25 protein-coding genes are annotated in these 26,507 nt (G+C 43.0%); 13 read left to right on the forward strand and 12 right to left on the reverse strand.

Annotated features, from left to right (window positions below; genetic code table 11):
* Positions 1–21: 21 nt before the first annotated feature.
* From GVO60_RS12280 to pspF, 8 genes are all read right to left on the reverse strand, one after another.
* Positions 22–1,590 (reverse strand): hypothetical protein, encoded by a 1,569-nt coding sequence (locus tag GVO60_RS12280; RefSeq protein WP_159654426.1) that lies wholly within the window; start codon positions 1,588–1,590, stop codon positions 22–24.
* 10 nt (positions 1,591–1,600) lie between these two features.
* The gene (locus tag GVO60_RS12285; protein ID WP_159654428.1) at positions 1,601–2,383 is read right to left on the reverse strand and encodes a DUF2927 domain-containing protein; all 783 of its coding nucleotides are present in this window, start codon (positions 2,381–2,383) and stop codon (positions 1,601–1,603) included.
* Positions 2,384–2,391: 8 nt separating this feature from the next.
* The gene (locus GVO60_RS12290) at positions 2,392–3,177 is read right to left on the reverse strand and encodes a peptide ABC transporter ATP-binding protein (RefSeq protein ID WP_159654430.1); all 786 of its coding nucleotides are present in this window, start codon (positions 3,175–3,177) and stop codon (positions 2,392–2,394) included.
* Complete coding sequence (locus GVO60_RS12295; RefSeq protein WP_159654432.1) at positions 3,174–4,172, reverse strand: peptide ABC transporter ATP-binding protein; 999 nt, start codon at positions 4,170–4,172, stop codon at positions 3,174–3,176. Before GVO60_RS12295 ends, GVO60_RS12290 begins: the two co-directional genes overlap by 4 nt.
* Complete coding sequence (gene sapC / locus GVO60_RS12300; RefSeq protein ID WP_159654434.1) at positions 4,172–5,059, reverse strand: putrescine export ABC transporter permease SapC; 888 nt, start codon at positions 5,057–5,059, stop codon at positions 4,172–4,174. Before sapC ends, GVO60_RS12295 begins: the two co-directional genes overlap by 1 nt.
* Positions 5,046–6,008, reverse strand: a complete 963-nt coding sequence (locus GVO60_RS12305) for an ABC transporter permease (protein WP_159654436.1) — start codon at positions 6,006–6,008, stop codon at positions 5,046–5,048. Before GVO60_RS12305 ends, sapC begins: the two co-directional genes overlap by 14 nt.
* Positions 6,008–7,621, reverse strand: coding sequence for an ABC transporter substrate-binding protein SapA (sapA, locus tag GVO60_RS12310; protein ID WP_159654438.1), 1,614 nt, complete (start codon positions 7,619–7,621; stop codon positions 6,008–6,010). The genes GVO60_RS12305 and sapA overlap by 1 nt, the downstream gene beginning before the upstream one ends.
* A gap of 115 nt (positions 7,622–7,736) precedes the next feature.
* Positions 7,737–8,729: a phage shock protein operon transcriptional activator gene (gene pspF, locus GVO60_RS12315; RefSeq protein ID WP_159654440.1), complete on the reverse strand. Its 993-nt coding sequence runs from the start codon at positions 8,727–8,729 to the stop codon at positions 7,737–7,739.
* 199 nt (positions 8,730–8,928) lie between these two features.
* On the opposite strand from pspF, the gene pspA reads away from it, so the two are divergent.
* The 7 genes from pspA to GVO60_RS12350 all read left to right on the forward strand — a co-directional run bounded on the left by pspA (position 8,929) and on the right by GVO60_RS12350 (position 16,306).
* Positions 8,929–9,597 carry a phage shock protein PspA gene (pspA, locus tag GVO60_RS12320; protein WP_159654442.1) on the forward strand — a complete coding sequence of 223 codons (669 nt, stop codon included), beginning with the start codon at positions 8,929–8,931 and terminating at the stop codon, positions 9,595–9,597.
* A gap of 109 nt (positions 9,598–9,706) precedes the next feature.
* Positions 9,707–9,940, forward strand: coding sequence for an envelope stress response membrane protein PspB (gene pspB, locus GVO60_RS12325; protein WP_159654444.1), 234 nt, complete (start codon positions 9,707–9,709; stop codon positions 9,938–9,940).
* Positions 9,933–10,322, forward strand: a complete 390-nt coding sequence (gene pspC / locus GVO60_RS12330; protein ID WP_159654446.1) for an envelope stress response membrane protein PspC — start codon at positions 9,933–9,935, stop codon at positions 10,320–10,322. The genes pspB and pspC overlap by 8 nt, the downstream gene beginning before the upstream one ends.
* A gap of 134 nt (positions 10,323–10,456) precedes the next feature.
* Positions 10,457–11,488, forward strand: coding sequence for an efflux RND transporter periplasmic adaptor subunit (locus GVO60_RS12335; RefSeq protein ID WP_159654448.1), 1,032 nt, complete (start codon positions 10,457–10,459; stop codon positions 11,486–11,488).
* Between the two features lies 1 nt (position 11,489).
* Positions 11,490–12,578: an efflux RND transporter periplasmic adaptor subunit gene (locus tag GVO60_RS12340; RefSeq protein ID WP_159654450.1), complete on the forward strand. Its 1,089-nt coding sequence runs from the start codon at positions 11,490–11,492 to the stop codon at positions 12,576–12,578.
* The gene (locus GVO60_RS12345; RefSeq protein ID WP_159654452.1) at positions 12,571–15,672 is read left to right on the forward strand and encodes an efflux RND transporter permease subunit; all 3,102 of its coding nucleotides are present in this window, start codon (positions 12,571–12,573) and stop codon (positions 15,670–15,672) included. Before GVO60_RS12340 ends, GVO60_RS12345 begins: the two co-directional genes overlap by 8 nt.
* A gap of 67 nt (positions 15,673–15,739) precedes the next feature.
* Entirely contained in the window at positions 15,740–16,306 is a 567-nt protein-coding gene (locus GVO60_RS12350) for a DNA-3-methyladenine glycosylase I (RefSeq protein WP_159654454.1), read from the forward strand.
* Positions 16,307–16,310: 4 nt separating this feature from the next.
* Here GVO60_RS12350 and GVO60_RS12355 read toward each other — a convergent pair whose 3' ends face one another.
* The 4 genes from GVO60_RS12355 to cls all read right to left on the reverse strand — a co-directional run bounded on the left by GVO60_RS12355 (position 16,311) and on the right by cls (position 21,059).
* Complete coding sequence (locus tag GVO60_RS12355; protein ID WP_159654456.1) at positions 16,311–17,174, reverse strand: lipase secretion chaperone; 864 nt, start codon at positions 17,172–17,174, stop codon at positions 16,311–16,313.
* Between the two features lie 10 nt (positions 17,175–17,184).
* Positions 17,185–18,111 carry an esterase/lipase family protein gene (locus GVO60_RS12360; RefSeq protein WP_443098426.1) on the reverse strand — a complete coding sequence of 309 codons (927 nt, stop codon included), beginning with the start codon at positions 18,109–18,111 and terminating at the stop codon, positions 17,185–17,187.
* 225 nt (positions 18,112–18,336) lie between these two features.
* The gene (locus GVO60_RS12365; RefSeq protein WP_159654460.1) at positions 18,337–19,542 is read right to left on the reverse strand and encodes a cystathionine beta-lyase; all 1,206 of its coding nucleotides are present in this window, start codon (positions 19,540–19,542) and stop codon (positions 18,337–18,339) included.
* 62 nt (positions 19,543–19,604) lie between these two features.
* Complete coding sequence (gene cls, locus GVO60_RS12370) at positions 19,605–21,059, reverse strand: cardiolipin synthase (RefSeq protein ID WP_159654462.1); 1,455 nt, start codon at positions 21,057–21,059, stop codon at positions 19,605–19,607.
* A gap of 371 nt (positions 21,060–21,430) precedes the next feature.
* Here cls and GVO60_RS12375 point away from each other — a divergent pair, with 371 nt between their 5' ends.
* The 6 genes from GVO60_RS12375 to cpaB all read left to right on the forward strand — a co-directional run bounded on the left by GVO60_RS12375 (position 21,431) and on the right by cpaB (position 26,499).
* Entirely contained in the window at positions 21,431–22,861 is a 1,431-nt protein-coding gene (locus GVO60_RS12375) for a sodium-dependent transporter (protein WP_159654464.1), read from the forward strand.
* A gap of 122 nt (positions 22,862–22,983) precedes the next feature.
* Positions 22,984–23,679 (forward strand): TIGR01621 family pseudouridine synthase, encoded by a 696-nt coding sequence (locus GVO60_RS12380; RefSeq protein WP_159654466.1) that lies wholly within the window; start codon positions 22,984–22,986, stop codon positions 23,677–23,679.
* A gap of 11 nt (positions 23,680–23,690) precedes the next feature.
* Complete coding sequence (locus tag GVO60_RS12385) at positions 23,691–24,641, forward strand: class I SAM-dependent methyltransferase (protein ID WP_159654827.1); 951 nt, start codon at positions 23,691–23,693, stop codon at positions 24,639–24,641.
* Positions 24,642–25,021: 380 nt separating this feature from the next.
* A complete protein-coding gene (locus GVO60_RS12390; RefSeq protein ID WP_159654468.1) occupies positions 25,022–25,222 on the forward strand; it encodes a Flp family type IVb pilin in 201 nt (66 codons plus the stop codon).
* Positions 25,223–25,242: 20 nt separating this feature from the next.
* Complete coding sequence (locus GVO60_RS12395) at positions 25,243–25,674, forward strand: A24 family peptidase (protein ID WP_159654470.1); 432 nt, start codon at positions 25,243–25,245, stop codon at positions 25,672–25,674.
* Positions 25,675–25,683: 9 nt separating this feature from the next.
* Positions 25,684–26,499 (forward strand): Flp pilus assembly protein CpaB, encoded by an 816-nt coding sequence (gene cpaB, locus GVO60_RS12400; RefSeq protein WP_159654472.1) that lies wholly within the window; start codon positions 25,684–25,686, stop codon positions 26,497–26,499.
* Positions 26,500–26,507: the final 8 nt, after the last annotated feature.

Here is a 26,507-nt window from a genome sequence, read left to right on the forward strand (position 1 = left end):
TCATTAACTGGCTTTTGTTTTTTATGGGGTCACTCTTTTATATAGCACCCAATCACTGTCAACAGACGGGACAATCTCGATTTGTTGATAGGGTTCAAAAGCTTTAGTAAATGATGGGTTTTGCTCAAAGTGTTCAATAAAATCAAAACCGTTTGGGTATCTTAATAGCGTTTCACTCTTTTCTACTAAAATCACCTCAGGTTTTCCATTGGTAATGTCTTCTGCGACAGTTTGGGCAATCCACTCAATCCTTTGTTTGTTTTCTTGTTTATCAGCTTCTTTGAGCGTTTCTGGTAGCGCCCAAAGAACAGGAAATCGACCAATCCATTTTTGATCAAGGTGAATCGCGATCGAATGAGCGGGGAAGAGCCGAGCGCCAAAAACGTAAATATTCGAATGGGGCGAAGTTTGTTGTCGTACGGCATCGTAAATATTTTTGTATGACTCGAATTCGATAGGAGCAGTGGGTAGCTCGTTGTTTTGTGCCATTAGTTGATTGACAGCTCGCGGATAATTCACCGGGTCGACATCAATAAAGTGAAAATGGCGAATAAAGAGTAATACGGCGATAAAAAAGCCGCATGGTATGGCTTGCTTCCAGTAAGGACGCGTAACGAATTCATATAAAGCAAAAAATAGACTCGCTAAGACTAATGTAGAAAGTACAGTGAAAGAGAGTACTAAGTGATAACTAAAGCCCGCTCTACCCGCAAGAAAAGCCCCGAGCGCTGCAAACACAACTAGATAAAACCCGTTGATCATCCTTGGATTTTGAACTCGAGCTTTTAGATAACGAAAAGGCAGTAGGAGAAGTAAGAGCAATAGCAGCGTCCGAAGCAGTAGATTGGTGGTTTGCTCGAAATAGGCGATATAGGTTTTTGAGGCTAATGGCGCGACTGCCTGAAAATAGTATGGATGAGCGAAATACACATAGCTTACGTAACTAGCGCCAATCAATGTGATAAGGATGTTTTCCCAGCGAAATAGCAACGCTAAGCGCCTCTCTTTGGCTAGGTAATACAATTCAAGCAGGATGAGTACTAAACCGTACTGAGGCTTCAGACAAACGGCTAGGGCGGCTAGTGTTGCGGTTGTGGCCCTAATGAAGATAGACGTCTGACGCCGTTCTAGACGACACAACATCATACACAGATACAGCATCATAGCGGCTGCGATGATGTGCTCACGTTGTAAAAAGGCTGCGGGTAAAACAAATAGCAAGCTTAAAGCAATTGCGAGTAACCAAAGTTCGGTTTTCTCGGTGTTAAGTTTGGCTAAATAATAATGACAGCCTACAAAAACAAGTAGCAAATAGATGACCATGCTAACGCGAAGTGATGCCACTCCTGCCAACCAACCTAACTCAAAAGGTATAAGAAAAAGACGGTAGATAAATACAATGAGTGGTGGATTTATCTCATAGTGTTGCGTATATAAGTCACCATTTTGGCCGAACAGCGCCATTTGGGTGAGAAACGCGACATCGGCATTGAGGAAGTAATGTGTTTGTGTGAGCAAGCAATGCGCAGCTGCAATAAAAATGAACAACCATGTAAGGAGAGGTCTAATCGTCCGTTTTTGCAATGACATTGTGGCCTTCCTAATATCCAATTAATTGATATAGCTCACCTGATTTAGCATCAGATACCGCGCGGTTGAGAATGCCTTGTTGTTGATAGCGTTTAATAATAGCTTGTAGGCGAGGTCGCACGTCGGCTTCCTTCATTCCTGGTTTTAAGCTTGGTTCATATAAGATTTTAAGCAAAATAATGTCGAGCGGTGATAGTAAGTCTTCAGGTGTTTCATCATTAAATATGGAGGGGAAAGCTGTTTCTGCATCATTAGGTAGCCCCATGACTTGAGCAATTTCCTCGACAATACAAGCCAATAATTTGCCGTGTTCTCGAGCTTGATCGACTGGAATAATGATAGCGGCAGACGCAATGGAGTTGTTTTTTGCGTTGAGCCGATAGCCAGCTTTGCATATTGCTCCATGCATATTTTTGAGCGCGGAAGACCCGATTTCTCTTTTAACATCATCTCGCCACTCAGACTCTTGAGTGTATAGCCAAATGACATTAGCTCTATCCCTTGATTTTACCCGCTGAATCGGGTGACCTGTAATGCGGCTTAAGTGTTCAATATGAGCGTTAGTGAGTTCGTCGTGCATGTCGATGTCACTCACTCGGTGATCGACCCATATTTTTACGGGTTGTTGCCATTTTATTAGCGCCCAATCACCTGGTGAATACTCACGCTTCAACGCGACATCAATAAAGGCGCGTTCGACAAACTTAGGGTCTAGCCATGTTTGTTGTATTTCATAGGCTAGACCAAAAGGAGAGATAAAAAGAGTGAGCGCTAGCAGAGCCTTCCTTAGCATCTGTTCACCTATTTGAAGCAGGTCGATTTGTTGAAGTGACTCTCGACCAAACGCTGAGTAATAATATGTTCAGGGCAGGAGAGGATTTGTTGAGTGTCGCCGCTTTCAACCACTTCCCCTTCATGCATCACCATCACTTTGTCTGTAATGTGCTTCACAACGCCAATATGCTGAGATACATAAATAAAGGAAACCCCCATCTCTTCTTGTAGTTCTAAAAAGAGGTTGATGATCTGTGAGCGCATCGCCATATCCAAACCGTTAAGCGCTTCGTCTGCCACAATGATTGAAGGCTGAAGAATTAACGCTCGGGCTAGACAAACACGCTGCTTTTGCCCTGTTGCTAGCATTTGAGGATAGAAATACGCATGTTCTGGCAGTAAACCAACACGTAGAAGCGTATCTTTAACACGCTTCATACGAGCTTCTGGTGGCATACTGGTATTTCGCTTTAGCGGTCCTTCAAGGATTCGGCCAATTTGAATTCTTGGATTGAGTGACGTATTTGGATCTTGGAATATCATCCGGATCAGTTTACAACGCGTCTCGTAATCCTTGTGCGACAGCAGTTCACCGTTGACTCGTATCTCGCCTTGTGTAGGTTCCACAACCCCCGCAAGCATACGTGCCAGCGTTGACTTTCCTGAACCATTTTGGCCAATAAAACCAATGGTTTGGCCCGCTTCCAAAGTAAAGCTAACTGGCTTAACGGCTTGATGCACCTTTTTGCGAAATAGACCAGAGCGCGTTATAAAATTCTTGGATAAGTCGTTAACTTCTAATAGAGCACTCATGCTTTTTTCTTCTCCATGTTAAGTGGGAAGTGGCAAGCAAACTTATGGTTCTTAATTCGTTTTGTCATCGGTATTTCAACACACTGACGCTGCGCATACGGGCAACGTGGGCCTAAGCGGCAACCAATAGGAAGGTGCTGCAAAGGAGGAATAGAGCCAGGCAGTGACTGAAGCTTCTCTTTGTGAGGGATCCAATCGTTAAAATCTGGCATCGCTTTCAGAAGAGCAACGGTATATGGATGCTTTGGTTTAGTCAGTAGCTTTTTGGTATCCGCCGACTCAACGGATTGTCCGCAATACATCACAGTGATGCGATTAGCCCATTGAGTAATTGTTGTGAGATCGTGGCCTATCAGCATGATCGAAGTATTGTGAACTTGGTTCATTCGGCTCAATAGACGCAAAATTTGCGATTGAGTGATGGGGTCAAGGTCATTGGTTGGTTCATCAGCAATCAATAGCTTAGGCTTAGCCGCAATGGCCATCGCAATCATGATCTTCTGGCACTCACCGTCAGTCAGCTCGTAAGGATAACTGCTCATGATTTGCTGGTGGTTTTTGATACCCACTTTATGCAATAGCGCAATGGCTTGTTTTTTACGCCATTTAAATCGCTCCCACCATTTGCCGTCAAACGACTTGGATGGAATCGCTTCGATAAGCTGCCTGCCTACTTCTTCTGAAGGATCCAAACAAGTAGAAGGCTCTTGGAAAATCATTGCAATATCGCGAGCAATGACTCGTCTACGCTCCCGAGGTGTCAACTGAAGTAGATCGATATTGCCCAAACGCATACGGTCAGCGGTCACTTTCCAATTGTCTTTACAAACGCCAACAATCGCTTTCGCAACTAAGCTTTTTCCAGATCCGGATTCACCTACCAGTCCACGAATTTCACCTTCATTTAAAGTCAAACTCATTCGATCTACCGCTTTCATCATTCCTTGCGGTGTTTCGATTTCGATCGTGAGGTGTCGAATATCAAGTAACGGCATTATTCGATCCCCGCATTTAAGGCTTGGCGAACGCCTTCGCCAACTAAGTTAATGACAATAACGGTAAACATGATCGCAAGGCCAGGTAAAGTCACAGTCCAAGGGGCTAAGTAAATAAGCTCAACTGAATCACCAAGAATCGCTCCCCATTCAGTGCTAGGCGCTTGTGCCCCTAGTCCAAGGAAACCCAGTGCAGTGATATCAAGAATAGCGATAGATAAAGCCAAGGTGATCTCGGAAGCAATGACGACCAAAATATTGGGTAAGATCGAGTTCCAAAGTAAGTAAAAATCGTTAGCACCATCAAGACGAGCGGCCATGATGTAGTCTTTTTCAACTTCGGTATGGACCGCAATGTAGACTGAACGAATAAAACGCGGAATCAAGGCCAAACAGATCGCAAGTAGAATATTGAACTCACCAAAGCCTAAGAAAGCGACAAAAATAATCGCCAATAACAGCGATGGGATAGACATCACTGTATCTAGTAGGTGATTCAAAGTACTTGATACGAGCCCTTTCGTCATCCCGGCAAGAATACCAATAGCACAGCCGATTGCACCAGCGACTGCAGTAATAATCAATGCAGCACCAAACGTGTATTGAGATCCTGAGATTAAGCGAGAAAGAATATCTCGGCCTAAGTCATCCGTCCCTAAAAAGTACTCTACGGTTCCTGCTGGGTTCCATGACGGAGGAATCAATAGCTCACCGGTTTGCGCTTGAGGATCATGCGGGGTGACCCATGGTGAGACTAGGGTTATTAAGACGATTAAGCCTAAACACCATAAGCCGAACATAGCCAAATTATTTGAACGGAAGCTACGCCAGAATCGCTCAAACTGGGTTGGTACTTGCTCTTCCTGATAAATGTTATCGGTTAGCATACCATTCCTTCCTTACTAGTGGGTTAACCATAGCACCGATCAGATCGGATAAGATATTTGCGGTTAATACCAGTGTTGCAACAACAATGACTCCAGCTTGAATAGCGATATAGTCTTGGTTTGACAGTGCATCGAGTAGCCATCGACCAATACCAGGCCAGTTGAAGATGGACTCAGTGATAATCGCTAGTGTCAGCATACTGGATAGTTGGACGCCAATTTTTGGAATAATCGGAGGAATGGCATTTCTTAACACATGTTGTGTAACGATTTCTCTGGTCGATAAACCTTTGATTCGTGCTGCACGAATATAGTTTTGCCCCATGACTTCAGCGACAGAGGTTCGCATTAGGCCAATGACCTGAGTTGTTGGTGCAAGGGCAAGAACCAAGCATGGTAAAATCAAATGTTCAATGACGCTTTGTAGTGCATGGGCGCGATAAGGCCCGTCAGCAAAGAATGCGTCTATTAAGGCAAATCCGGTGACATGATCAATTTGGTAGAGCAGATCGTAGCGCCCTGCGACAGGAAACATTTCGAAGTGCAGAGAAAACACCATGATCATCAATAACGCGACCCAAAATAGCGGCGCAGAATAACCAGACATAGAGGTAAAAGAGATGAAGGTATCGACCCACTTGCCTTGCTTCATACCTGCTAATGTACCAATCGGAATGCCGATCAGCAGCGACAAAATAAAAGCGATGAAACAAAGCTCTAATGTGGCAGGGAAGACAATCAGCAACTCATCGATGATAGGAACACCAAAGCGATTGACTCCAAAGTTAAGTTGCATTAACTCGCCTAAGTAAGTTAACCAGCCCGTCCAGAAATCTTGTATCGCCCATGCTGAATTAGGCGCTAAGCGTAAAATGCTAAAACCCACCATGGTTAAAATTAGCATGGTGATAATGAATAGATTAAGGCGCCTAACAGTATAGAGGAACATTAATGAACCCTCTCTACGTGGTCAAAAGGTTGCGCGTTAAATGGGCTCACTTTAAATCCTTTCAGCGACGAATGTTGCGCTTGTAGTTGCATGCCGTGATTAAGTGGTATTACAGGAAATTCTTCATTCAGAATATTTTGCGCTTGTTTATAGAGGTTAAGACGATAACGTTTTTTATCGACCTCTAACGCTAGATCTAACAAGAAATCAAAGTCAGGATTACACCAACTTGATACGTTAAGTCCGACTCGTTTTGAATCACAAGAGAGTAGTGGACGGAAGAAACTATCTGGATCGCCGGTATTTGCAATCCAACCCGTTAAATACAGGTCGATGTTTTGATTCGCATCGAGGCGGGAATAGCGTTCATCTGTCATTAAGTTCAAGGTAATACCGACATCGGCTAAATTGGCTTGAATGAGTTCTGCCGTTTTTCTCGGGCTTGGATTATATGCGCGGGGTTCTACTGGAACGGACATCGTGAGTTCTAACCCTTTGCTAAACCCTGCTTCACGCAATAGAGCGATCGCGTAGTTTCGATCATAACGAAGCTGAGTGGCATCTTTTTGATAAGCCCAAGATGACGGAGGCAAGACTGAGTATGCTTGACTTCCAGTGCCGTAATAAACCGAGTCCAAGATGTTTTGTCGGTTAATGGCGTAATTGAGTGCCTTTCTCACCCGAGAATCATTAAGTGCAGGGTGAGAGGTATTGACTGCGATGAATGAAATGTTCATAGCAGGCTTTGCGGTCAACTCAATATTGTCACGCTGCTCAATAATCGGCAGTTGGCTTGAAAGCGGTGCATTGAGAATGTCGCACTCTTCACGAAGTAATTTCGCAAGGGTACCTGTGCCTCGGTTTGAAATATCAAACACCACTTGACCCATTTTGGCTTTACCCCTCCAGTAGTTAGGATGCTGCTTTAAGCGAATGAAATCATTGATTTGATATTCAGCTAGAAAAAATGGTCCGGTACCAACAGGAAGACTATCTAGCTGGTTTTTCTCGTCTATCAGGATGAGATGATCGGCATACTCTTTAGAGTGGATCACCGCATGACTAGTGGCGATATTCGATAAGAACGAATTATCCGGGCGGCTCAAGGTGAACTTGACGCGGTTGTTTGATAACGGAACGATATCGATGACGAGGTTTTGAAAATCTATCCCGTTAAACCAAGGATAGAGACCACCACCCACGTAATGGAATGGGTTAGAAGAGTCGATTAAGCGACGAAAGCTAAATACGACATCATCTGCTGTTAAGGTGCGAGTGGGTGTAAACCAAGCTGTTGTCTGAAAGGCAACGTCATCGCGTAGCTTGAAGATGTACTCTGTTCCTGCTTTATTTGCTTTCCAACTTGTCGCCAGGTTCGGCGCAGGCTCAAAGCTTTGCGGATCGATAGTTAGCAAGGTATCAAACAGCTGAGGGCTAAGAGTTTCTGGAGTTATGCCATTATCGGTTAATTGCGGGTTGAACGTGTTAGGACCACCTTGGCCGCAATAAACAAAACCTTGTTGGCGAACTTTGTCATGATCAATAGCTTCGCCACAGCCTACCAATAGACTGAAACTGAAGAAACTGAGTGTAAATTTAATGAATGCTTTCATAGAAAGAACGACTGCCGACGATAAGCACAATGGAACCTGCCATTGTGCCTTATTATCTTATTAATTTACCATCAATTATTGTTCATAACCAAAGTAAACCTTAACTTTTGTCCTGTTACTCGGGATTGGTCAGATTATATTTACGAACCATGCCCCTGAGTTGGTGATAACTTAAGTCTAGCAACTGAGCAGCTTTTCTTTGATTGAATTTACTTTCTTCTAAAACTGCGTTGAGGATCTGTAGGTCTTGCTCTTCTTGCCACTGCTTATAATTGAGTGGAAAAGTGAAGTTGATTGATGCATTTTCTACGCTTGTTGCTTCGGTTTCTGGCTCTTGATGCCACTCAGCAGCGAAGGGGTCAAAAACCATGTTTTCAATCGGTGCGTCTTGTTGGCCATGTTGATAGACAGCACGCTCGATAACGTTTTTTAACTCACGGACGTTACCTGGCCAAGGGTAATCTACTAAGCTTTGTTGTGCGTCTAGGCTAAAGCCAACAAAGTACTCAAAGCCTAGCTCACGGCACATCTTGATCGCGTAGTATTCTGCAAGCAGCAAGATATCTTCTTTACGCTCTCTTAGCGGAGGTAATTGAATAACATCAAACGCTAATCTATCCAGTAAGTCAGCGCGGAAATCACCGTTTTTAGCCATTTCAGGTAAGTTAGCGTTTGTAGCGCAGACTAAGCGAACGTTGGCGTTAAGCAGTTCATGACCACCTACACGCTCATATTGACCATACTCAATAACGCGTAACAGCTTTTCTTGAACCAAGAGGGGAGCGGTTGCCAGTTCATCAAGAAAAAGTGTGCCGTTTTCCGCTCGCTCAAATCGACCTTTATGTCGACCTTTCGAGCCGGTGAATGCGCCTTGCTCGTGTCCAAATAGCTCAGAATCAATCAACCCCTCACTAAGAGTCGAGCAGTTGAGAGAGATTAAAGATTGATCCCAACGCTTAGATAAGTAATGTAATCGTTGAGCAATAAGCTCCTTACCGGTACCACGCTCGCCGATGATTAATATAGGGCGCTCGATCGCCGCGAGCTTTGACACTTTATCAAGAACCGCTAAAAAGGCGGGAGACTCGCCAATCAGGTTTTGTTGCATGGTGACCTTCCGTTGGTTAATTTTACCTACTGTTGGTTAAATTCATCACACTTGACGCTGCTATGCAAGAGGTGTTTTCGTAAGTTATTGATATGAAATGATTTAAAAGTTGGCATGCATCTTGGAATACTATAAACCAAGATGAGAACACCAAACAACACTAGCGGCATTAATGCCAATTAAATGAAGGAGCTGTGCTATGGGTATTTTTTCTCGATTCGCGGACATTGTAAATTCAAACATCAGCGCACTACTTGATAAAGCTGAAGACCCTGAAAAAATGATTCGCCTTATCATTCAAGAAATGGAAGATACGTTAGTTGAAGTACGTACCAACTCAGCGAAAGCAATCGCTGATAAAAAAGAATTGGCACGTAAAGTCGAAGCGTTAGAAGACCAAATTGTTGAATGGCAAAACAAAGCAACATTGGCTCTTACCAAACAAAGAGAAGATCTTGCTCGTTCCGCTTTGATTGAAAAGCAAAAACTGCAAGACGTATTGAAAGGTCTTCATACTGAACAAACGTTAGTTGAAGAAACAATCGAAAAACTGACTGGCGAAATTGGTAAGTTAGAAAGCAAAATCACAGAAACACGTGCTAAGCAGCAAGCATTAGCAATTCGCTCTCAAGCGGCATCTAACCGTCGTGATGTTCAAAAGCATCTACATACGGCTCGTACCTCTGAAGCTATGGCGAAGTTTGAGCAGTTTTCGCGTAAGATTGATGAGCTAGAAGCGGAAGCGGATGTGTATTCAAAAACAGGCAATGCTAAGAGCCTAGATCAAGAGTTTGCAGAACTACAGGCTCAAGATGAAATTGAACAAGAGCTAGCAAAACTTAAGCAGCAAATGGAAGAGAAGAAATAACTCTCTCGATAATAAACACTGCCTACCTAGGGCCAAAGCTGGAATGCCTTGGTTCTAGGTACCCTTATTCATCTATTGACTCTCGATGCCTTAAAAGTAGGAGTTACTTATGTCGTCATTTCTTATCGCAGGACCTCTAATTGTATTTTTGATCTTTGTTGCTCCATTGTGGCTTGTGCTTCATTACCGTAGTAAGAAAAGAGCTGCTGGTGGTTTGTCTGAAGAAGATTTTCAGCGCTTGCAGTCATTGTCGGAGCGAGCAGAGCAAATGCAAAAGCGCGTAAATACACTGGAACGCATTTTAGATTCTGAATCACCGGAATGGAGACGTCGTTATGAGTAAGCGAGAGTTATACCGTGATACCGCGAATGGAAAAATTTCTGGGGTCTGCGCCGGATTAGCGAATTACTTTGGTATTGAAGTATGGTTAGTTCGTATCCTAGTGATATCAGCAGCCTTACTCGGTGGTAGCTTCCTCGTTTTGCTTGCTTACGCTGCGATGACTCTAATGCTAGAGAAGCAACCTGCTAACTATGTTGAGTCTATTAAGAGTAAGCAAGAGCACAAACTTAAAAGCAAGCCTTGGGAGCAAGGACAAACACCAGAAGCACTATTGAGTACGCTAGAGAGAGATTTTGACTATCTAGAAACCAATGTCCGTTCAATGGAAGCATATGTGACTTCAGATGCATTCAAAGTCAATCGTGAGTTTAAGAACTTATAACTCTAGATTGAGACATGGGCTGTTATTATTGTAGCAAATTATTAATTTTAATAACTTTTTAGCCCAACTACTGTGGAAGTCATGTTACCAATCATCTATCTTTGTTACTAATCGTGATAATTGGATGATTGAATATGCACAAATCAGTTTGGCTTCTCGCCACAGCCACTCTTATCGGTGGATGTGGTAAGGAGCTTCCTCCTGTACCAGAGCCCGATTCTCGGCCTGCAAAGCTCTTCACTGTTTCTGTTGGTAATGCCACTTTTGAACGACATTTTCCTGCCACTTCAGAAGCTGGAGATAAAGCAGTCTTGGCATTTAGAGTGCCAGGTCAGCTTCAATCTATTGATGTCGTTGCTGGCCAAAAAGTAGCAAAAGGGGATGTCCTGGCTTCACTTAACCCTGATGAGTACACCCTCTTAGCGAAACAAGCTGAAGCACAGTTCAAATTGGCAGATGTTCAGTATCAACGCTACAAAAAGCTAAGAAAAGACAAAGTGGTTTCAGAGCAAGATTTTGATCAAGCGAAAGCAAACCATAATTCCGCTCGAGCAACCCTAGAGCAAGCACAAGCAAACCTTCGCTATACCAAACTGGTTGCTCCGTATGAGGGCACCGTTTCTCTTGTCCCAGCTGAGAATCATGAGTATATCGCAGCGAAATCAGGTGTATTAAACATTCAAACCGATCAACTGATGAAGGTTATTTTCCAATTACCGGATTATCTCCTAAGTCGTTTTTCTAGCGGTATAAATTTAAATGCCATGATGACGTTTGATGCCTTCCCAAGTAATCAGTATGAGTTAACGTTCCAAGAAATTGATACTGAAGCCGATCCTAAAACGGGCTCATACAAAGTCACCATGATTATGGAGCGCCCTGAAGACAATGGAATTTTGCCTGGTATGGCGGGTTCGGTACACGTCGCGGTTGAATCAACAGGTGCAACAAGAATTCCTGAGTCTGCTTTGTTTGAAGAACAAGGACAAACTTACGTTTGGCGTGTTGATGACCAAGGTATTGTAGCGAAAGCCGCTGTGACTTTGAATGATAAACGCCAAGTGCAAAATGGCTTAGGAAATGGCGATCAAATCATTATGTCTGGTGTGAGTGGCATCGAACCAGGAATCAAGGTCCGTGAATGGATTAAAGAGAGAGGGCTGTAGGATGAAGCATTGGTTAGGAATGTGCGCACTCTCTTCTGCTGCGCTTCTTAGCGGCTGTGGTGGTGAGCCACAGTATGTCGATTTTGGTGACGCAAAAGTAAAAGTGTTAGCGCTTTCTAGTAGTAAAGTGAGTGAAGATAAGCTTTATTTTCCTGCGGTAGCCAATGCTGCCGAACGCTCCCATCTTAGTTTTAGGGTCGCTGGGGAAATCAGTAAAATATACGTAAAAGAAGGTGACCAGGTTAAAAAAGGTGACTTGATTGCGGAGATTGAACCAACGGACTACAAATTGGCGGTCGACAATGCGACCGCGCGTTATACCGTGGTAGATAGCCAGTACAAAAGATCTAAGCCGCTTGTTGATAAAGGCTTATTGGCAAAGTCTCAGTTTGATGAAATCGCAGCAAACAGACAGATTGCTTATGCAGAGTTGCAATTGGCGAAGTTGAGACTTTCATTTACTCATCTTAAAGCCCCTGTGGATGGCATTATTTCTCGTGTTAGCGCTGATCAGTTTGAAAATATTCAAGTTGGTCAGCAAGTGGTGAATATTCATAGTGTCGATAACGTTGAAGTTCTAATTCAATTGCCTGACCGTTTGTATATTAATCAGCCTAGTCAAAATGTGCTGTCAAAAGTCAACGCAGTGGTGAAGGTGCCTAGTGGCAATGAATACAGTGCGCAAATCAAAGAGTTCACGACTGAGCCCGATCCTGCAACAGGTACTTTTACCGTGACACTTTCGCTACCAATGCCCGAGGAGGAGTACATCCTTGATGGTATGGCTGTTGAGGTAACATCAAAAGGTGAAGATATCGGCTTAGAACTAAATGCCGGTGTACAAGTCCCGATTGAATCAGTATTTAATGCGGATGGTGACCCTTTAGAGCGAGACAACAAATTTGTGTGGGTATTGAACTCAGACAATACAGTGAGCAAAAAGAAAGTTGTGGTCGGTAAAGCAAGTAAAGATACGGTTCAGGTTTTAGATGGTTTAACTAACGACCAAGTGGTTGTGATTGCAGGTGTATCTAGATTGAGAGAAGGGATGCAAGTAGACGTGATTGAGCAGGAGGCAGGCAATGAGTGAGCAAACCAAGAACTCGCCTCAAAGCGATGATGATATTACAGGTATCGCAGCATATTTCGTTCGAAATCGTGTTATCAGTTGGATGATTTCACTGATATTTTTAATCGGTGGTACGGCAGCGTTTTTTGGTCTTGGCCGATTAGAAGATCCGGCATTTACGATTAAAGATGCCATGGTTGTTACTTCTTACCCAGGAGCGACACCGCAGCAAGTTGAAGAAGAGGTCACTTATCCTTTAGAAAAAGCGATTCAGCAGCTGACCTACGTGGATGAGGTTAACTCGATTTCTACTCGAGGTTTGTCGCAAATATCAGTGACCATGAAGAATAACTATGGCCCTGATGATCTGCCACAGATTTGGGATGAGTTGCGCCGTAAGGTTAATGATTTAAAAGGTCAATTACCTCCGGGAGTGAATGATCCTCAAGTCATCGATGATTTTGGTGATGTATACGGGATCTTACTGGCCGTGACAGGCGAGGGCTACAGCTATAAAGAGTTACTTGATTACGTCGATTATCTCAGACGTGAACTTGAACTGATTGACGGCGTGAGTAAAGTCTCGGCGTCTGGGCAGCAGCAAGAACAAGTCTTTATTGAAGTTTCGATGAAGCGCATGAGTAGCTTGGGGCTTTCACCAAATACGGTGTTTAACCTTCTATCTACTCAAAACGTAGTGTCTGATGCCGGTGCGATTCGAATTGGTGATGAGTACATTAGAATTCAACCTACCGGTGAGTTCCAAAACGTCGATCAACTGGGTGATTTGATTCTTACCGAAAGTGGCGCTCAAGGCTTGATTTACTTGCGTGATGTGGCCGAAATTACCCGTGGCTACGTCGAAGTTCCAAGCAACATCATTACCTTTAACGGTGACATGGCACTTAACCTCGGTGTTTCGTTTGCTCAAGGTGTTAACGTTGTTGAAGTGGGCAAGCGATTCGATCGCCGTCTCGCTGAACTCAAGTATCAACAGCCGGTCGGCGTAGACATTTCAGAGATCTACAGCCAACCGAAAGAAGTTGATAAATCGGTTAGTGGGTTTGTTGTCAGTCTAGGCCAAGCGGTCGCGATTGTTATTATCGTACTTCTATTCTTTATGGGGCTACGCTCTGGACTACTGATTGGCCTGATTCTGCTCTTAACCGTTCTTGGTACTTTCATCTTCATGAAGTACTTCGCGATTGATTTACAGCGTATATCATTAGGCGCACTTGTTATCGCACTTGGTATGCTAGTAGACAACGCCATTGTGGTAGTAGAAGGAATATTGATAGGTACGCAAAAAGGGAGGACAAGGCTACAAGCGGCAACCGATATTGTCACCCAGACTAAGTGGCCGTTGTTGGGCGCAACGGTGATCGCAGTAACAGCATTCGCGCCTATCGGTCTTTCTGAAGATGCAACAGGTGAGTACTGTGGCACCTTGTTTACTGTGTTACTGATCTCGTTGATGCTCAGCTGGTTTACCGCGATCTCTTTGACGCCTTTCTTTGCCGATATTTTCTTCAAAGGTCAGAAAATCGAAGCAGGTTCAGAAGATAGTGACCCTTATAACGGTATGATCTTCGTGATGTACAAAAACTTCCTTGAGTTTTGTATGAAACGAGCATGGTTGACCGTTATTGTGTTAATTCTAGGCCTTGCTGCGAGTATCGTTGGCTTTGGTCAGGTGAAGCAGTCATTTTTCCCGTCATCGACGACGCCAATGTTCCAAGCTGACATTTGGATGCCTGAGGGGGCAGATATTCGAGCGACCAATACGAAGCTTAAAGTGTTGGAATCTTGGATCTCTGAACAAGAGGGCGTTGAGCACGTGACGACAACTGCGGGTAAAGGTTTGCAGCGATTCATGCTGACTTACGCGCCTGAAAAAAGCTACGCAGGTTACGGTGAAATCACGACTCGAGTTAAAGACTATGAGCAACTTGCGAGTCTTATGTCTAACTTCAGGCAGTATGTGGAAGAGCGATTCCCTGAGATTAACTACAAGCTCAAGCAGATCGAGTTAGGTCCTGGTGGCGGTGCGAAAATTGAAGCGCGTGTGATAGGTTCAGATCCAACCATCTTGCGTGGTATCGCTAAGCAAGTTGAAGACATTATGCATGCCGATCCGGGCGCGACGAATATTCGTCATGACTGGCGTGAGCGCACTAAGGTTCTTGAGCCTCAGTTTAATGAGAGCCAAGCACGTCGTTATGGTATTACCAAGTCCGATGTGGATGAGTTCTTAGCGATGTCTTTCTCAGGTAAAGCGGTGGGTGTTTATCGTGATGGTACGACACTCATGCCTATTGTTGCTCGCCTACCAGAAGATGAGCGCGTTGATATTCGCAATATTGAAGGTATGAAGATCTGGAGTCCAGCTTTAAGTGAGTATATTCCGTTACAACAAGTGACAATGGGCTATGACCTTCGTTGGGAAGACCCAATTATTGTGCGTAAAAACCGTAAACGTGTACTAACGGTGATGGCAGACCCAGATATTCTTGGTGAAGAGACTGCAGCAACTTTACAAAAACGCCTCATGCCACAGATTGATGCGATTGAACTGCCGCCAGGTTATTCATTGGAGTGGGGCGGTGAGTATGAGTCATCAGGTGATGCCCAAGCTTCGCTGTTTACGACCATGCCAATGGGTTACCTGTTCATGTTTTTAGTGACGGTGTTCTTGTTTAATTCTGTTAAAGAACCTTTGATTGTATGGTTAACTGTCCCTCTAGCTATCATGGGGGTAACGACCGGTCTCTTGGCTCTCAATACACCATTTGGCTTTATGGCGTTGCTGGGCTTCTTAAGTTTGTCAGGTATGTTGCTGAAAAATGGTATCGTACTGTTAGATCAAATTGAGATTGAGATGCAGTCTGGTAAAGACCCATATCTTGCAGTGGTGGACGCGGCACTTAGTCGTGTACGCCCTGTATGTATGGCGGCGATAACGACAATTTTGGGTATGATTCCACTGCTACCAGATATTTTCTTCAAGCCGATGGCGGTAACGATCATGTTTGGTTTAGGTTTTGCGACGGTGCTGACACTTATTGTCGTGCCAGTGTTGTATCGTTTGTTCCACAAAGTGAAAGTACCTAACTAAGTATTGTTATTGATTAAACGCCCCTGACTTTGTCGGGGGCGTTTGTTTTTAAAGGAGAGAGTTTCGAATGAGCACAGATACCACATGCGCTTGGGCAATGAACCATGAATTGGAAAGGATCTATCACGATACGGAGTGGGGAGTACCCGTATACGATGATAAGGTGCTGTTTGAATTTATTACGTTAGAAGGGGCTCAAGCTGGGCTTAGTTGGATCACCATCTTAAAAAAACGAGAAGGTTATCGTGCTGCGTTTGAAGAGTATGATCTTGAAATACTAGCGAAATATGATGAAACCGAAGTTGAGCGAATTATTGCTAATTTTGATGTGGTTAAGCATCGCGGTAAGATCAATTCAGTATTTAGTAATGCGCGAGCGACACTTGCTTTACAAGAAGAGTACGGAAGCCTTTCAAACGCATTGTGGCAGTTTGTGGAAGGGAAGCCGGTTATCAACACTTGGACTGAAATGAGTGAAGTTCCAGCTTCAACAGAGCAATCAAAAGCAATGAGTAAGTTCTTAAAGAAAAAAGGCTTTAAGTTTGTTGGTAAGACGATTTGCTATGCTTTTATGCAGGCCGTTGGAATGGTTGATGATCACTTGACGGACTGTCCAAAAAAGCCGATTGCATAAGACATTATTTTCCTGAATCATGAATTCGCTCCAAAGCTTCGACACGTTTTAATTGTGATGTGTCGAAGTATTCTGTTCTTAATTGAGCAATCTGCTTACTCTTATCTATATTTGAAATTTCATTCGATGCCAGTATTGACTCTCTTTGTTGGAAAAACTCGGATAATTGTTGGCTGAATCGCTGACGGTTTTCGTCAAGAGCTTCTAAACGTTTTGCTCCTTCCTCTCCCACAATGCTCACTCGCTCTAGATACTGCTGCTGAGAATCTTTGAGTTCAGTGCTATGAATCAGCTGTGTCACTAGTTGATTGTTACGTTCTGCCTTTTGAATAAATTCAGGTTGCTGTGAGAGGACCATTTCGAGTTGTTCATTGCTTGAATTACCGTCAAGGGAGTATTCGTTGATGCGTTTTTTCTCAATCGCAAATTCTCTCAAAGCATTTTCATCACCAAACAGTTCATTAATTTGTTGGTCAGTAAAAAACTGTTCTTGCAGCTCAATGATGGCCAAATGAAATTGCTCAAAATCATCCGCTGTCATTGCATGAATGGAAAGCGGCGTTAGCTCCGTAAGAGCTCGTTTGTACTCTTTGTAGGTGTCAAACAATGAGGAGCTGATTGCTAATTCGGATTCGTTGGTTGCTTGCTGTTGAACCCGTTGGTCTATTTGTTCAAAGTTTTGTTCTCCTAAGCTACTTAATGTGTAGTCGTAAAACGCTTTCTGAGACGATAAATCTGGCTGGGTGTCTTGTTGGGAGATTGCTTGCTCAATTGGGTGACGTTTACTTGAAGTGAAGGAGTTATAAAAGGTCACCCCAACGGCGGAAAGTGTAGTTAATAAGATTGTGACAAGAGTGACCTTTTTCATTACTACTCTCCTATAAACCTTGCAATTTTAAGCGGTTCGCATGTTGACGATAAAGTGTTACAGGATCCGTTTCGAAGAGGTGATGAATACCGAGAAGGCCGTTGATCTCATCAAGATGATTCATTTTATAGTTATCTCGAATGACTTTTCCTAAGTGAGTGCTACAAGTTCCGACAAGGCCATCGTTAGGCCCGTCGAATGCCCAACCTAAGACCATCATGGCTCCATCTGTTGGATCAAGGAAGTTAGTGAAGTTAGCCGCGCCAGTCCATGAGTAGTAATAAACACCATTGCTTTCGAGTTTTTGGCCCTGACCGCATTCTGTGCTTGGAATTCCTTCTGGATAATATTGATTGAAAGCGAGGGAGCCTTCGGTTGTCAGCGCGTCAAGAGAGGCGAGAGGGTCTTGATTTAAATCGCTGCCACCAGATAAAAGGTTAATCAGTGAAGTCAGTCCCTCTGCCATTTTTACCGCGAGATATTCGAGCCCAGAGCCTTCTGCGACATTACCTCTTACCAGGTCTGCGACTTCAGATCCTTTATGCACGCCACCAATGCTAGTGATAGAAGCTACCAGGTCAGGGCGAACTGATGCGACATAGCGAATGGTGGGTCCTCCGTGGCTGTGACCGATTAGGTTTACTTTTTGCGCACCAGTCGCTGCGAGTATTGTCTCGACCTGATGGAGTAGTTGTTCTCCCCTAACTTCACTGCTGTTGGTTGCGGATACCTGTGCAACGTATACGGTCGCACCATCTTTGGTCAAAGAATGAGGAATCCCATAAAAATAGTCGACTCCGGCCAAGGTATCAAAGCCAAATAAGCCGTGTACAAGTACGATAGGGTGCCGAGTTTCTGTGTACCCAGAAGCATTGGCTAAGTTGCTGGTGGCTGGCTGAATGATGGAGAACGTGAGTAGAAGAGTAAATGTTAAGATTGCTTTCAAAATAAAATTCCTCTGGTTAGACCTCTGATGAGAATTTAACCCTAGGAAAATTTGACGTGTTTGCGTAATTCTAAATGTTATTTAGATGTTAAAATGTGCTGGCGAGTTAAAAATCAACATCAATCTTAAACTAGACCTAAAGTTCAAAAATTTGATTAAGTTTTTATATTTCAAAGATTTAATAGAGCTCTGGGTTAGAGCTCTATTTTGAACTATTTAACCTGTAATTTCGCGCTCTAGAATTAAGGCGTTGTAGCGCTCAAGTCCGGTCTCTAAATCGGCAATAAGATCATCTACATCCTCTAGGCCAATATGGACTCGAATTAGAGTTCCGTCGAAATTGGGGTTAGCCACTGTGCGCAAGCTGTTAAAACTCTTTGGCTCATTGGCTAAGATCAAGCTTTCGAACCCACCCCAAGAATATCCCATACTAAAATGCTTCATTCCGTCGAGTAGAGCCGTTGTAGCGTGAGGATAACTACTCTTAAGTACAAATGAGAATAAGCCATTTCCACCCGTGAAATCACGTTCAAAAAACTCATGACCTGGGCAGGTTTCTAGTGCCGGATGACGGACATGGTCTACTTCTGGTCTTGTTTGTAGCCATTGTGCTACTTTTAAGCTGCTTTCTGCATGTTGACGAAGGCGAACATCGAGAGTGCGGATGCCACGAAGCCCAAGATACGCATCATCTGGCGAGACACATTGGCCCATCAAATAGCTTTGCTCTCGAAGCTGATCCCAACATTTTTCGTTGGCCACAGCAGTTCCAAGCATGACATCAGAGTGGCCGACGATGTATTTAGTTGCGGCTTGAATTGAAATATCGACACCAAACTCAAATGGTGAGAAATTCACACCTGCAGCCCAAGTATTATCGAGCATTACAATGATATCTTGCTCGTGAGCAATGCGCGCTAAGGTGGGGACATCTTGTACTTCCATTGTGATAGAGCCAGGAGATTCTAAGAACAGTACCTTAGTGTTAGGCTGTATGAGTTCACGAATATTCTCGCCGATGGTTGGACTGTAGTATGTGGTTTCGACCCCCATCTTTTTCATGATTTGATCACAAAAATCACGTGTTGGTTCGTAACAAGTGTCAACCATCAGAATATGATCGCCAGATTCGACAAAAGAGAGGATAGCGTTAGAGATGGCAGCGGTTCCGCAAGGGTATAGAGCACAGCCCGCTCCGCCTTCAATCTCTACCATTGCATCTTGAAAGGCAAAATGGGTGTTAGTGCCACGTCGGCCATAAAAGAGCGTTTTATTCGCTCGGTTGATGGTTGCTTGGTGCTTTTCAGCAACAGTATTAAATACAACCGTAGATGCACGCTGTACAGGAGGGTTTACGACACCATTCGTCCACTTATCATTTCGACCAGCGGTAACGAAAGTTGTTTGCTTTTTTTCTGACATTTGAAGTCCTTGTCCATATCTGTTGCCATATTTAAAACATGGCAACAGATATTTAGCAAGGCTTAGAGTAGCGGATTGAACAAGTAAAAGACGCGTTCAAGAAATCGAGAGTAAAGTGTACGTTTTTGCCACTCGTTTAGGTTTACGGAATGAGAGTCATCCATGTAACTCTGCTGTAACCAGTACATCTCTTTGGTAAACGCTTCATCATCGATAGCGAGCGTCAGCTCAAAGTTTAGCCACAGGCTGCGCATGTCCATGTTAACGGTTCCGACAAGGCAAAACTGTTCATCAATTACGACCGATTTAGTGTGAAGCAGACCGCCATAAAATTCATAGATTTCTACGCCTGCTAGCATCAGTTCCGTGTAGAAAGCCCGTGAAGCCCATTGAACCATCAAAGAGTCGTTTTTATGGGGGATGATCAGCTCAACTTTGATTCCTCGTTGCGCCGTCATTTTTAGGGTTTCCAGTAGGTCGGAACTTGGTACAAAATAAGGCGTTGTTATCCGTACCGATTTATTAGCCTGGTTAATTGCTAGAGTGAGTACCTGAGAAATGAGGTGTTCGGGCATACCCGGACCGGAAGGTACGACTTGCACTGGATGCTGAGGTTGCTCAGGATCAATTCGGCATTCCGGTAACTGAGGAAGGGTTCGCGATCCTGTTTCAACTTCCCAGTCCCAACCATGAATTGCTGACAATACATTAACCGTTGGGCCAGTGACTCGAACCATGATGTCAATCCATTGGCCGACACCTGAGTCTTGTTTGAAGAATGCAGGGTCCACCATGTTCATAGAGCCGGTGTAGCCGATGTTGTCATCAATCACGATAATTTTTCGATGCTGCCTTAAATCTAAGCGACGCAAGAAAATACGCCACGGACTTACTTCGAGTGCTTGAACAACCTCGATCCCGGCATTTTTCATCATCTTATACCATTCGCTTCTAAAAAATCGCGGGCTACCAGCTGAATCAAGTAACAGCTTAACTTTAACTCCTCGCTTGGAAGCTTTTATTAGTGCTGCAGCAACAGAATCGGCTAAGCCACCAGGATGCCAGATATAGAAGACCATTCGAATACTGGTTTCTGCGTTTTCAATATCTTTGATAACCGATTGAAGAATTTTTTGTGGAGAGCTTTGCAAGGAAAGTGTGTTACCACTTAATGCAGGTAAACCTAAACGGTTGTTACAAAGCTCATCAATTCTATAGATATGACGACCAAAACTTTCTGGTGCGTGTGCATGACATTCATTTAATCCTGAAAACCACTGTTCAAATGGGGTGAACATTTCTTTGGCACGCTCGGCGCGTTTCCTACCGAGGTTGAGTTCGCCAAATAGAAAGTAGCAACCCACACCAACAATTGGGATGATATATATGATCATCAACCAAGCGAGTGACACGCTAACAGCGCGGCGTTTTAGTACGACGCGTATTGTTACACCTGCGACCAGGATCCAGTAAAACACGATCCCAGCAAGGGTTAAGAAGTGATAAAACTTGTCCATTCAGCTACCTAGAGTCGAAATCCGGCAACTAAATAGTAATCTGCTATACAAACACCGACAAGGAATAACTATGTCAATTAATAGATTGTTGCTGGATTTTGGAAAAAGTGGAATTCTGTTAGAGGAGTGTTAAATCCAGTGAGAAGAGTGTGTAATAGTGTAAAAAAGCAGCATTTAAACATAATAATTACATTTGTGTTGAAAAAATGTACTTTTCGGGGTTCCAATTTTAATCTTAAACTGGTTTACTTGCCATAACGTTAGCGTCACTCAAAATTCTAATAAGTGTAAAAATATATATACACTCAACTTTTATAGGCGCCTAACAGAAGCAAACACAACTTATAAAAACTGATTTAATGGAGTAAACCGTGGCTACGAGTTCAAGTGCACAGCCCCGTGATACGTGGGGGTCTAAATTAGGCTTCGTTATGGCCGCAGCAGGTTCTGCTGTAGGTCTAGGTAACATTTGGAAGTTTCCGTACACAGCAGGTGAGAGTGGTGGTGGCGCATTCGTTGCTATCTATCTTATGTTCGTAATTTTTATCGGCTTCAGTGTAATGCTTACAGAGTTCGCTGTTGGTCGTAAGACAGGTCTTTCAGCAGTAGGTGCATTTAAATCGACGGATCGCCGTTGGGCATTTACTGGTGTAATCGGTGTTTTAAGTGGTCTACTAATTATGGGTTTCTACCCTGTAGTTGGCGGCTGGGCATTGGCTTATATCTTCAAAGTGGGTGGTGGTCTATTAAGCACACCAGAAGCAATTGGTGATAGCTTTGGTGGTTTCATCTCTAACCCAGTTCAACCACTAATGTGGATGGGCGTTTACCTATTCCTGAACATCGTTATCGTTATGAAAGGTATTTCCGGCGGTATTGAGAAAGCAGGTAAGGTATTAATGCCGCTACTATTCATCATCCTTATTACCGTTGCTGTATATGGTATGACTCTACCTGGCGCAATGGCGGGTGTTGAATTCTTGTTTAAGCCAGATTTCTCTAAGGTTGATAGCAATGTTGTGCTAGCGGCTCTAGGTCAAGCATTCTTCTCACTATCTCTTGGTATGGGTTGTATGATGACTTACGGTTCGTACCTTAAGAAGAAAGAGAATCTAGTTCAAACAACAGGTATGGTTACTGCAATGGACACCGGTGTTGCAATCCTAGCAGGTGTTGCAATGTTCCCAGCAATGTTCGCGTTTGGTATGGCTCCTTCAGCTGGCCCTGGTCTAGTATTCGTGGTTGTTCCACAGCTATTTGCTGAAATGGGTGGCTTGATTGGTCTATTGCTAGCACTACTATTCTTCATTGGTCTAACTGTAGCGGCACTGACATCTTCAGTATCTCTATTAGAAGTAGTGGTTTCGTACCTAATCGATGAAAAAGGTATGAAGCGTTCAACAGCGGTTATCTCGGCAAGTGTAGTTATGGCAACACTTTGTGTGATTGCGTCACTATCTCTTGGAGGTGTTGGTCCAACTCTATTTGGTACAGGCGCATTTGATATCTTCGACCTACTAACAGACAAGATCTTCCTAGCTGTTGGCGGTATGTTGGTATGTATCTTTGCAGGTTGGCGTCTAACTCGCTCTGAGCTTGAGAAAGAGATTACTAACGACGGTGAAGTATCATTCCCACTGTTTGGTCTATGGTACAACCTAGTTAAGTACATTATCCCTGTAGCAATCGCAATCGTTGCATTCATGGGCATCAAGTCTGGCTTTGACAGCGGTAAAGGTGAAATCATGCTACTAGGTATTGGTATTATCGCCCTAGCAGGTATTTTCTCTAAGAAACTGTAAAGTAGACTAATTTGATACTATAAAAGGAGGAGTCAGTCGGCTCCTCCTTTTTTTGTTTATGCTCTCTATGGTGTTGATGCTCAATCTAGGTATACTCTTGCCTCCAAAGTGGAGCTTGCTCAATGTTTGATATTTTACATACCCACCCTGACTTTCTCGTCATAAACAAACATCCTAATATCTCTGTACATAAAGACGATGGCGATACCATGCTGCTTCAAGAGATTGCTAAAGCAACGGGAGACGAAAAGTTATTTTTAGTTCACCGTTTAGATAAAATGACGTCTGGTATTTTGTTGCTAGGGCGTAATTCTGATGCCGCGAGCCTACTATCTAGAATGTTCGCAGAGCGAAGTGTGGACAAATTTTATCTGGCCATTGGCAGTAAAAAGCCGAAAAAGAAACAAGGCTTAGTGAGCGGTGATATGGAGCGTTCACGTCGCTCGGCATGGAAGTTACTCAATAGCCAGAATAATCCGGCGGTGACCCAATTTCTCTCGCTAGCAGCAGAACCCGGTGAAAGGTTATTTATTTGTAAGCCTTATACGGGTAAAACACATCAAATTCGAGTGGCACTTAAATCTGTGGGCTCTGCTATTGTCGGCGATCCTATTTACAATGCCAATTCGCAAGCCGATCGTGGCTACTTACATGCCTTTGCTTTGCGCTTTTTCTATAAAGAAAAGAATTATCAGTTCATTTGTGACCCAAGAGAGTACCCTTCACTAGGGTTAAAATGGAATCAAGAAATCGTCAGCCAAGGTATTGAATCATGGCTTAAACCATCGGAGTTATTATGGCCGAAGATCAAAAAGTAGATTACCAGTCCATGCAGATCGAACAGTTGCCAATCTTTTTTGAGCAGCTTCATTTGGGGCTAAACAGTGTCCCAAATGAAGTTCGTCGACTATTTCATGGTAGAGGTCGGTGCTTTGAAGGTTTAGAACAGTTGACGTGTGATTGGGTAGAAGGCCAACTGATTGTCAGCGTGTTTAAACCAGTAGATGAACTGTTTATGCAGGCGTTAAAAAATGGGCTTGTTGCGCTATCTGAGACGGAGATATGGCTAGAAAAAAACGGACAATCTATAGTTATTCAACACCGATATGCTGAAGGTGCGCCATTAGAAATCATTCTAGGTGAACTTGATAGTCGTCCTGTTGTTACTGAGTCTGGTTTGAAATTTCAATTAGACATAGGTAGAAATCAAAATTTCGGTTTGTTTTTAGATATGCGCTATGGTCGAGATTGGGTTGCTAAAAATGCGAAAGACAAAAATGTACTCAACTTATTTGCTTATACATGTGGTTTTTCTGTCTCGGCTATTGAAGCCGGTGCAGACCAAGTTGTTAATGTAGATATGTCTCGTGGCTCGTTAGCTAAAGGAAGAGACAATCACAGATTGAATGGCCATAACCTAAATAAAGTGAAGTTTCTTGCTCATGACATATTTAAGTCTTGGGGAAAGATAAAGAGAACTGGACCTTACGATCTAATCATCATCGATCCACCTTCATTTCAAAAAGGTAGTTTTGCGTTAACTAAAGATTATAAAAAGATTTTACGTCGGTTGCCGGAGCTACTAACATCAAAGGGCAAGGTGTTAGCTTGTGTTAACTCACCTCAAGTGAGTTGTGACTTTCTAATCGATAGTATGAAAGAGGAAGCGCCAAAGCTAACTTTCGTCCAGCGACTCAGCAACCCACCAGAGTTCCTTGATCTAGATGAACAGGCAAGTCTAAAGGTATTGGAATTCAGTTATTTATCAGATGAAACTTAAGCAATGTGATGATCATATTTTACATGTAAAAAAAAGTAATAGGATTTTTCTGAATGTGAACGTATCAACTTTGAGAATTGATACATTGGTCTATAGTTTATATTGTGTATAAAAAAAGCTAAGAGCGTTTGTTTTTTGAACTCGCGTTGTGAAACATTGCTTAGCTAGCTTCTTTTTGGTTGTTTATCATTCAATGAGAAGTGCTAGATCACAAAAAAGTAATTTAACCATTAAGAAAGTGTTACTTTGATTTATTTTTCTTAATAAAATAAGTTGTATTATTAATTTGTCACAATGTAATCAGTTATATAGAATACAAACTATCTTTGATGCATATATTTTTATAGTTATATGCAATTTTATTAGTAAAGGGAAAACACATGTTAACTAAAGCTTTTGTTGCCGCTCAAAGCGCATTTTACTCTTTCAAAAACGACGAGCGCGGTGTTACTGCGATCGAATACGCAATCATTGGTGTAGCGGTTTCCGCAATTGTTCTAGCAATGTTTAACAGCAGCCTAAGTGATGCTCTAACTGGTGCAATGAGTAAGATTACCTCAAAAATTAACGCAGCCGGCTAATTTGTATAGATTACCTTAAGATGTTAATACTGTTATGGTGGTTATTTATAACCACCATTTGTGTTTATATTTGCTGGATTGATGTTCTAGAGAGAAAAATATCGAACAATAGTGTTTTCTGGTTATGTTCACTACTGTTCATTTCCGTTCTTATTTATAACTCTGAAGTGTACTTCTGCCAACCTGCAATCGTGCTATTTTGTGGAATCTTGCTTTGGAAACTCGGCATTTTTGGTGCTGGTGATGTCAAACTAGCAAGTGTCTTTAGCATTCTAATTAGCCCTGATTACTACTTATTGGTAGTCGTAATGATGTTAGTCTTAGGGGGCATTGAAGCGCTTATGTACATTATCGTTAAAAAACTTAAACCTACTTTATATACTCAAAATGGAATTCCATTTGCTCCACCTATTGTGGTTAGTGGATTGTTTGGAATCGCAGCTTCAATTTAGGGAACTAACGTGCGTACGAAACTTATTCTTGGTGTTGCTGTTATTGCAATAATTTTTGGTTTATATGGCCTCGCAGGTAAGCTTACCCCTCAACAAAGTTCTGTCGAATCTTCAAAGAAAGAGACTAGACCAGTCAAAATGTATTCCGTATGGCAGCTTAAGAATGATACTCAGAGAGCAGGCTCGGTTGATAAAACACATTTAAGACGCTTGAAATTGTCAGAAGAAGATGCGCAAGCATTAAATATTTATGACGATATGCTTTTTGAATATCCCGTAGGTAGTTTATATCGCTCGTCTATGAACGTTGGGGATATCTTATTCAAGACAGATATAGTTACACCAAACTCCCCCGATTTTTTGGATTATTCTTTGACTGACGGTCATGTACCATATCCTCTAAAAGTCTCGCCGGAAGCCGTCGTTGGTGGTGTTATTCGAGCAAATTCATATATTGATATTCTCGCCTTGACTGGCCCCGTAACTGAAGCTTCGATTGAGGTGGGGTCTTCTGTGTCTGCTCGTGGTAAAGCTATTTCAATTTCGCCGGTGTTAATGGGTGTCAAAGTGTTGCGTGTTGACCAAACTCTTATTGAAGATGCAAGTACTAAAAAGCAAGAAGTTAACCCTGATACGCATTTGATACTGGAGCTAAATCGTAAGCAAGTATCAGTATTGAGTGTTGCTAAACAAATTGCGACGTTAGAGGTTCACAAGTCTGTTGGGAATTATAAGCCTGCTGAGCTTAGTGCAGATGCCGGTGATGTACTGCCAGGTTTCAAATCAGTGATCGAATATAGAGCTGATGCTATTACTATTAAGTAGGGAAAACG

It is taken from the genome of Vibrio atypicus (assembly GCF_009811315.1).
GTDB lineage: Bacteria > Pseudomonadota > Gammaproteobacteria > Enterobacterales > Vibrionaceae > Vibrio > Vibrio atypicus.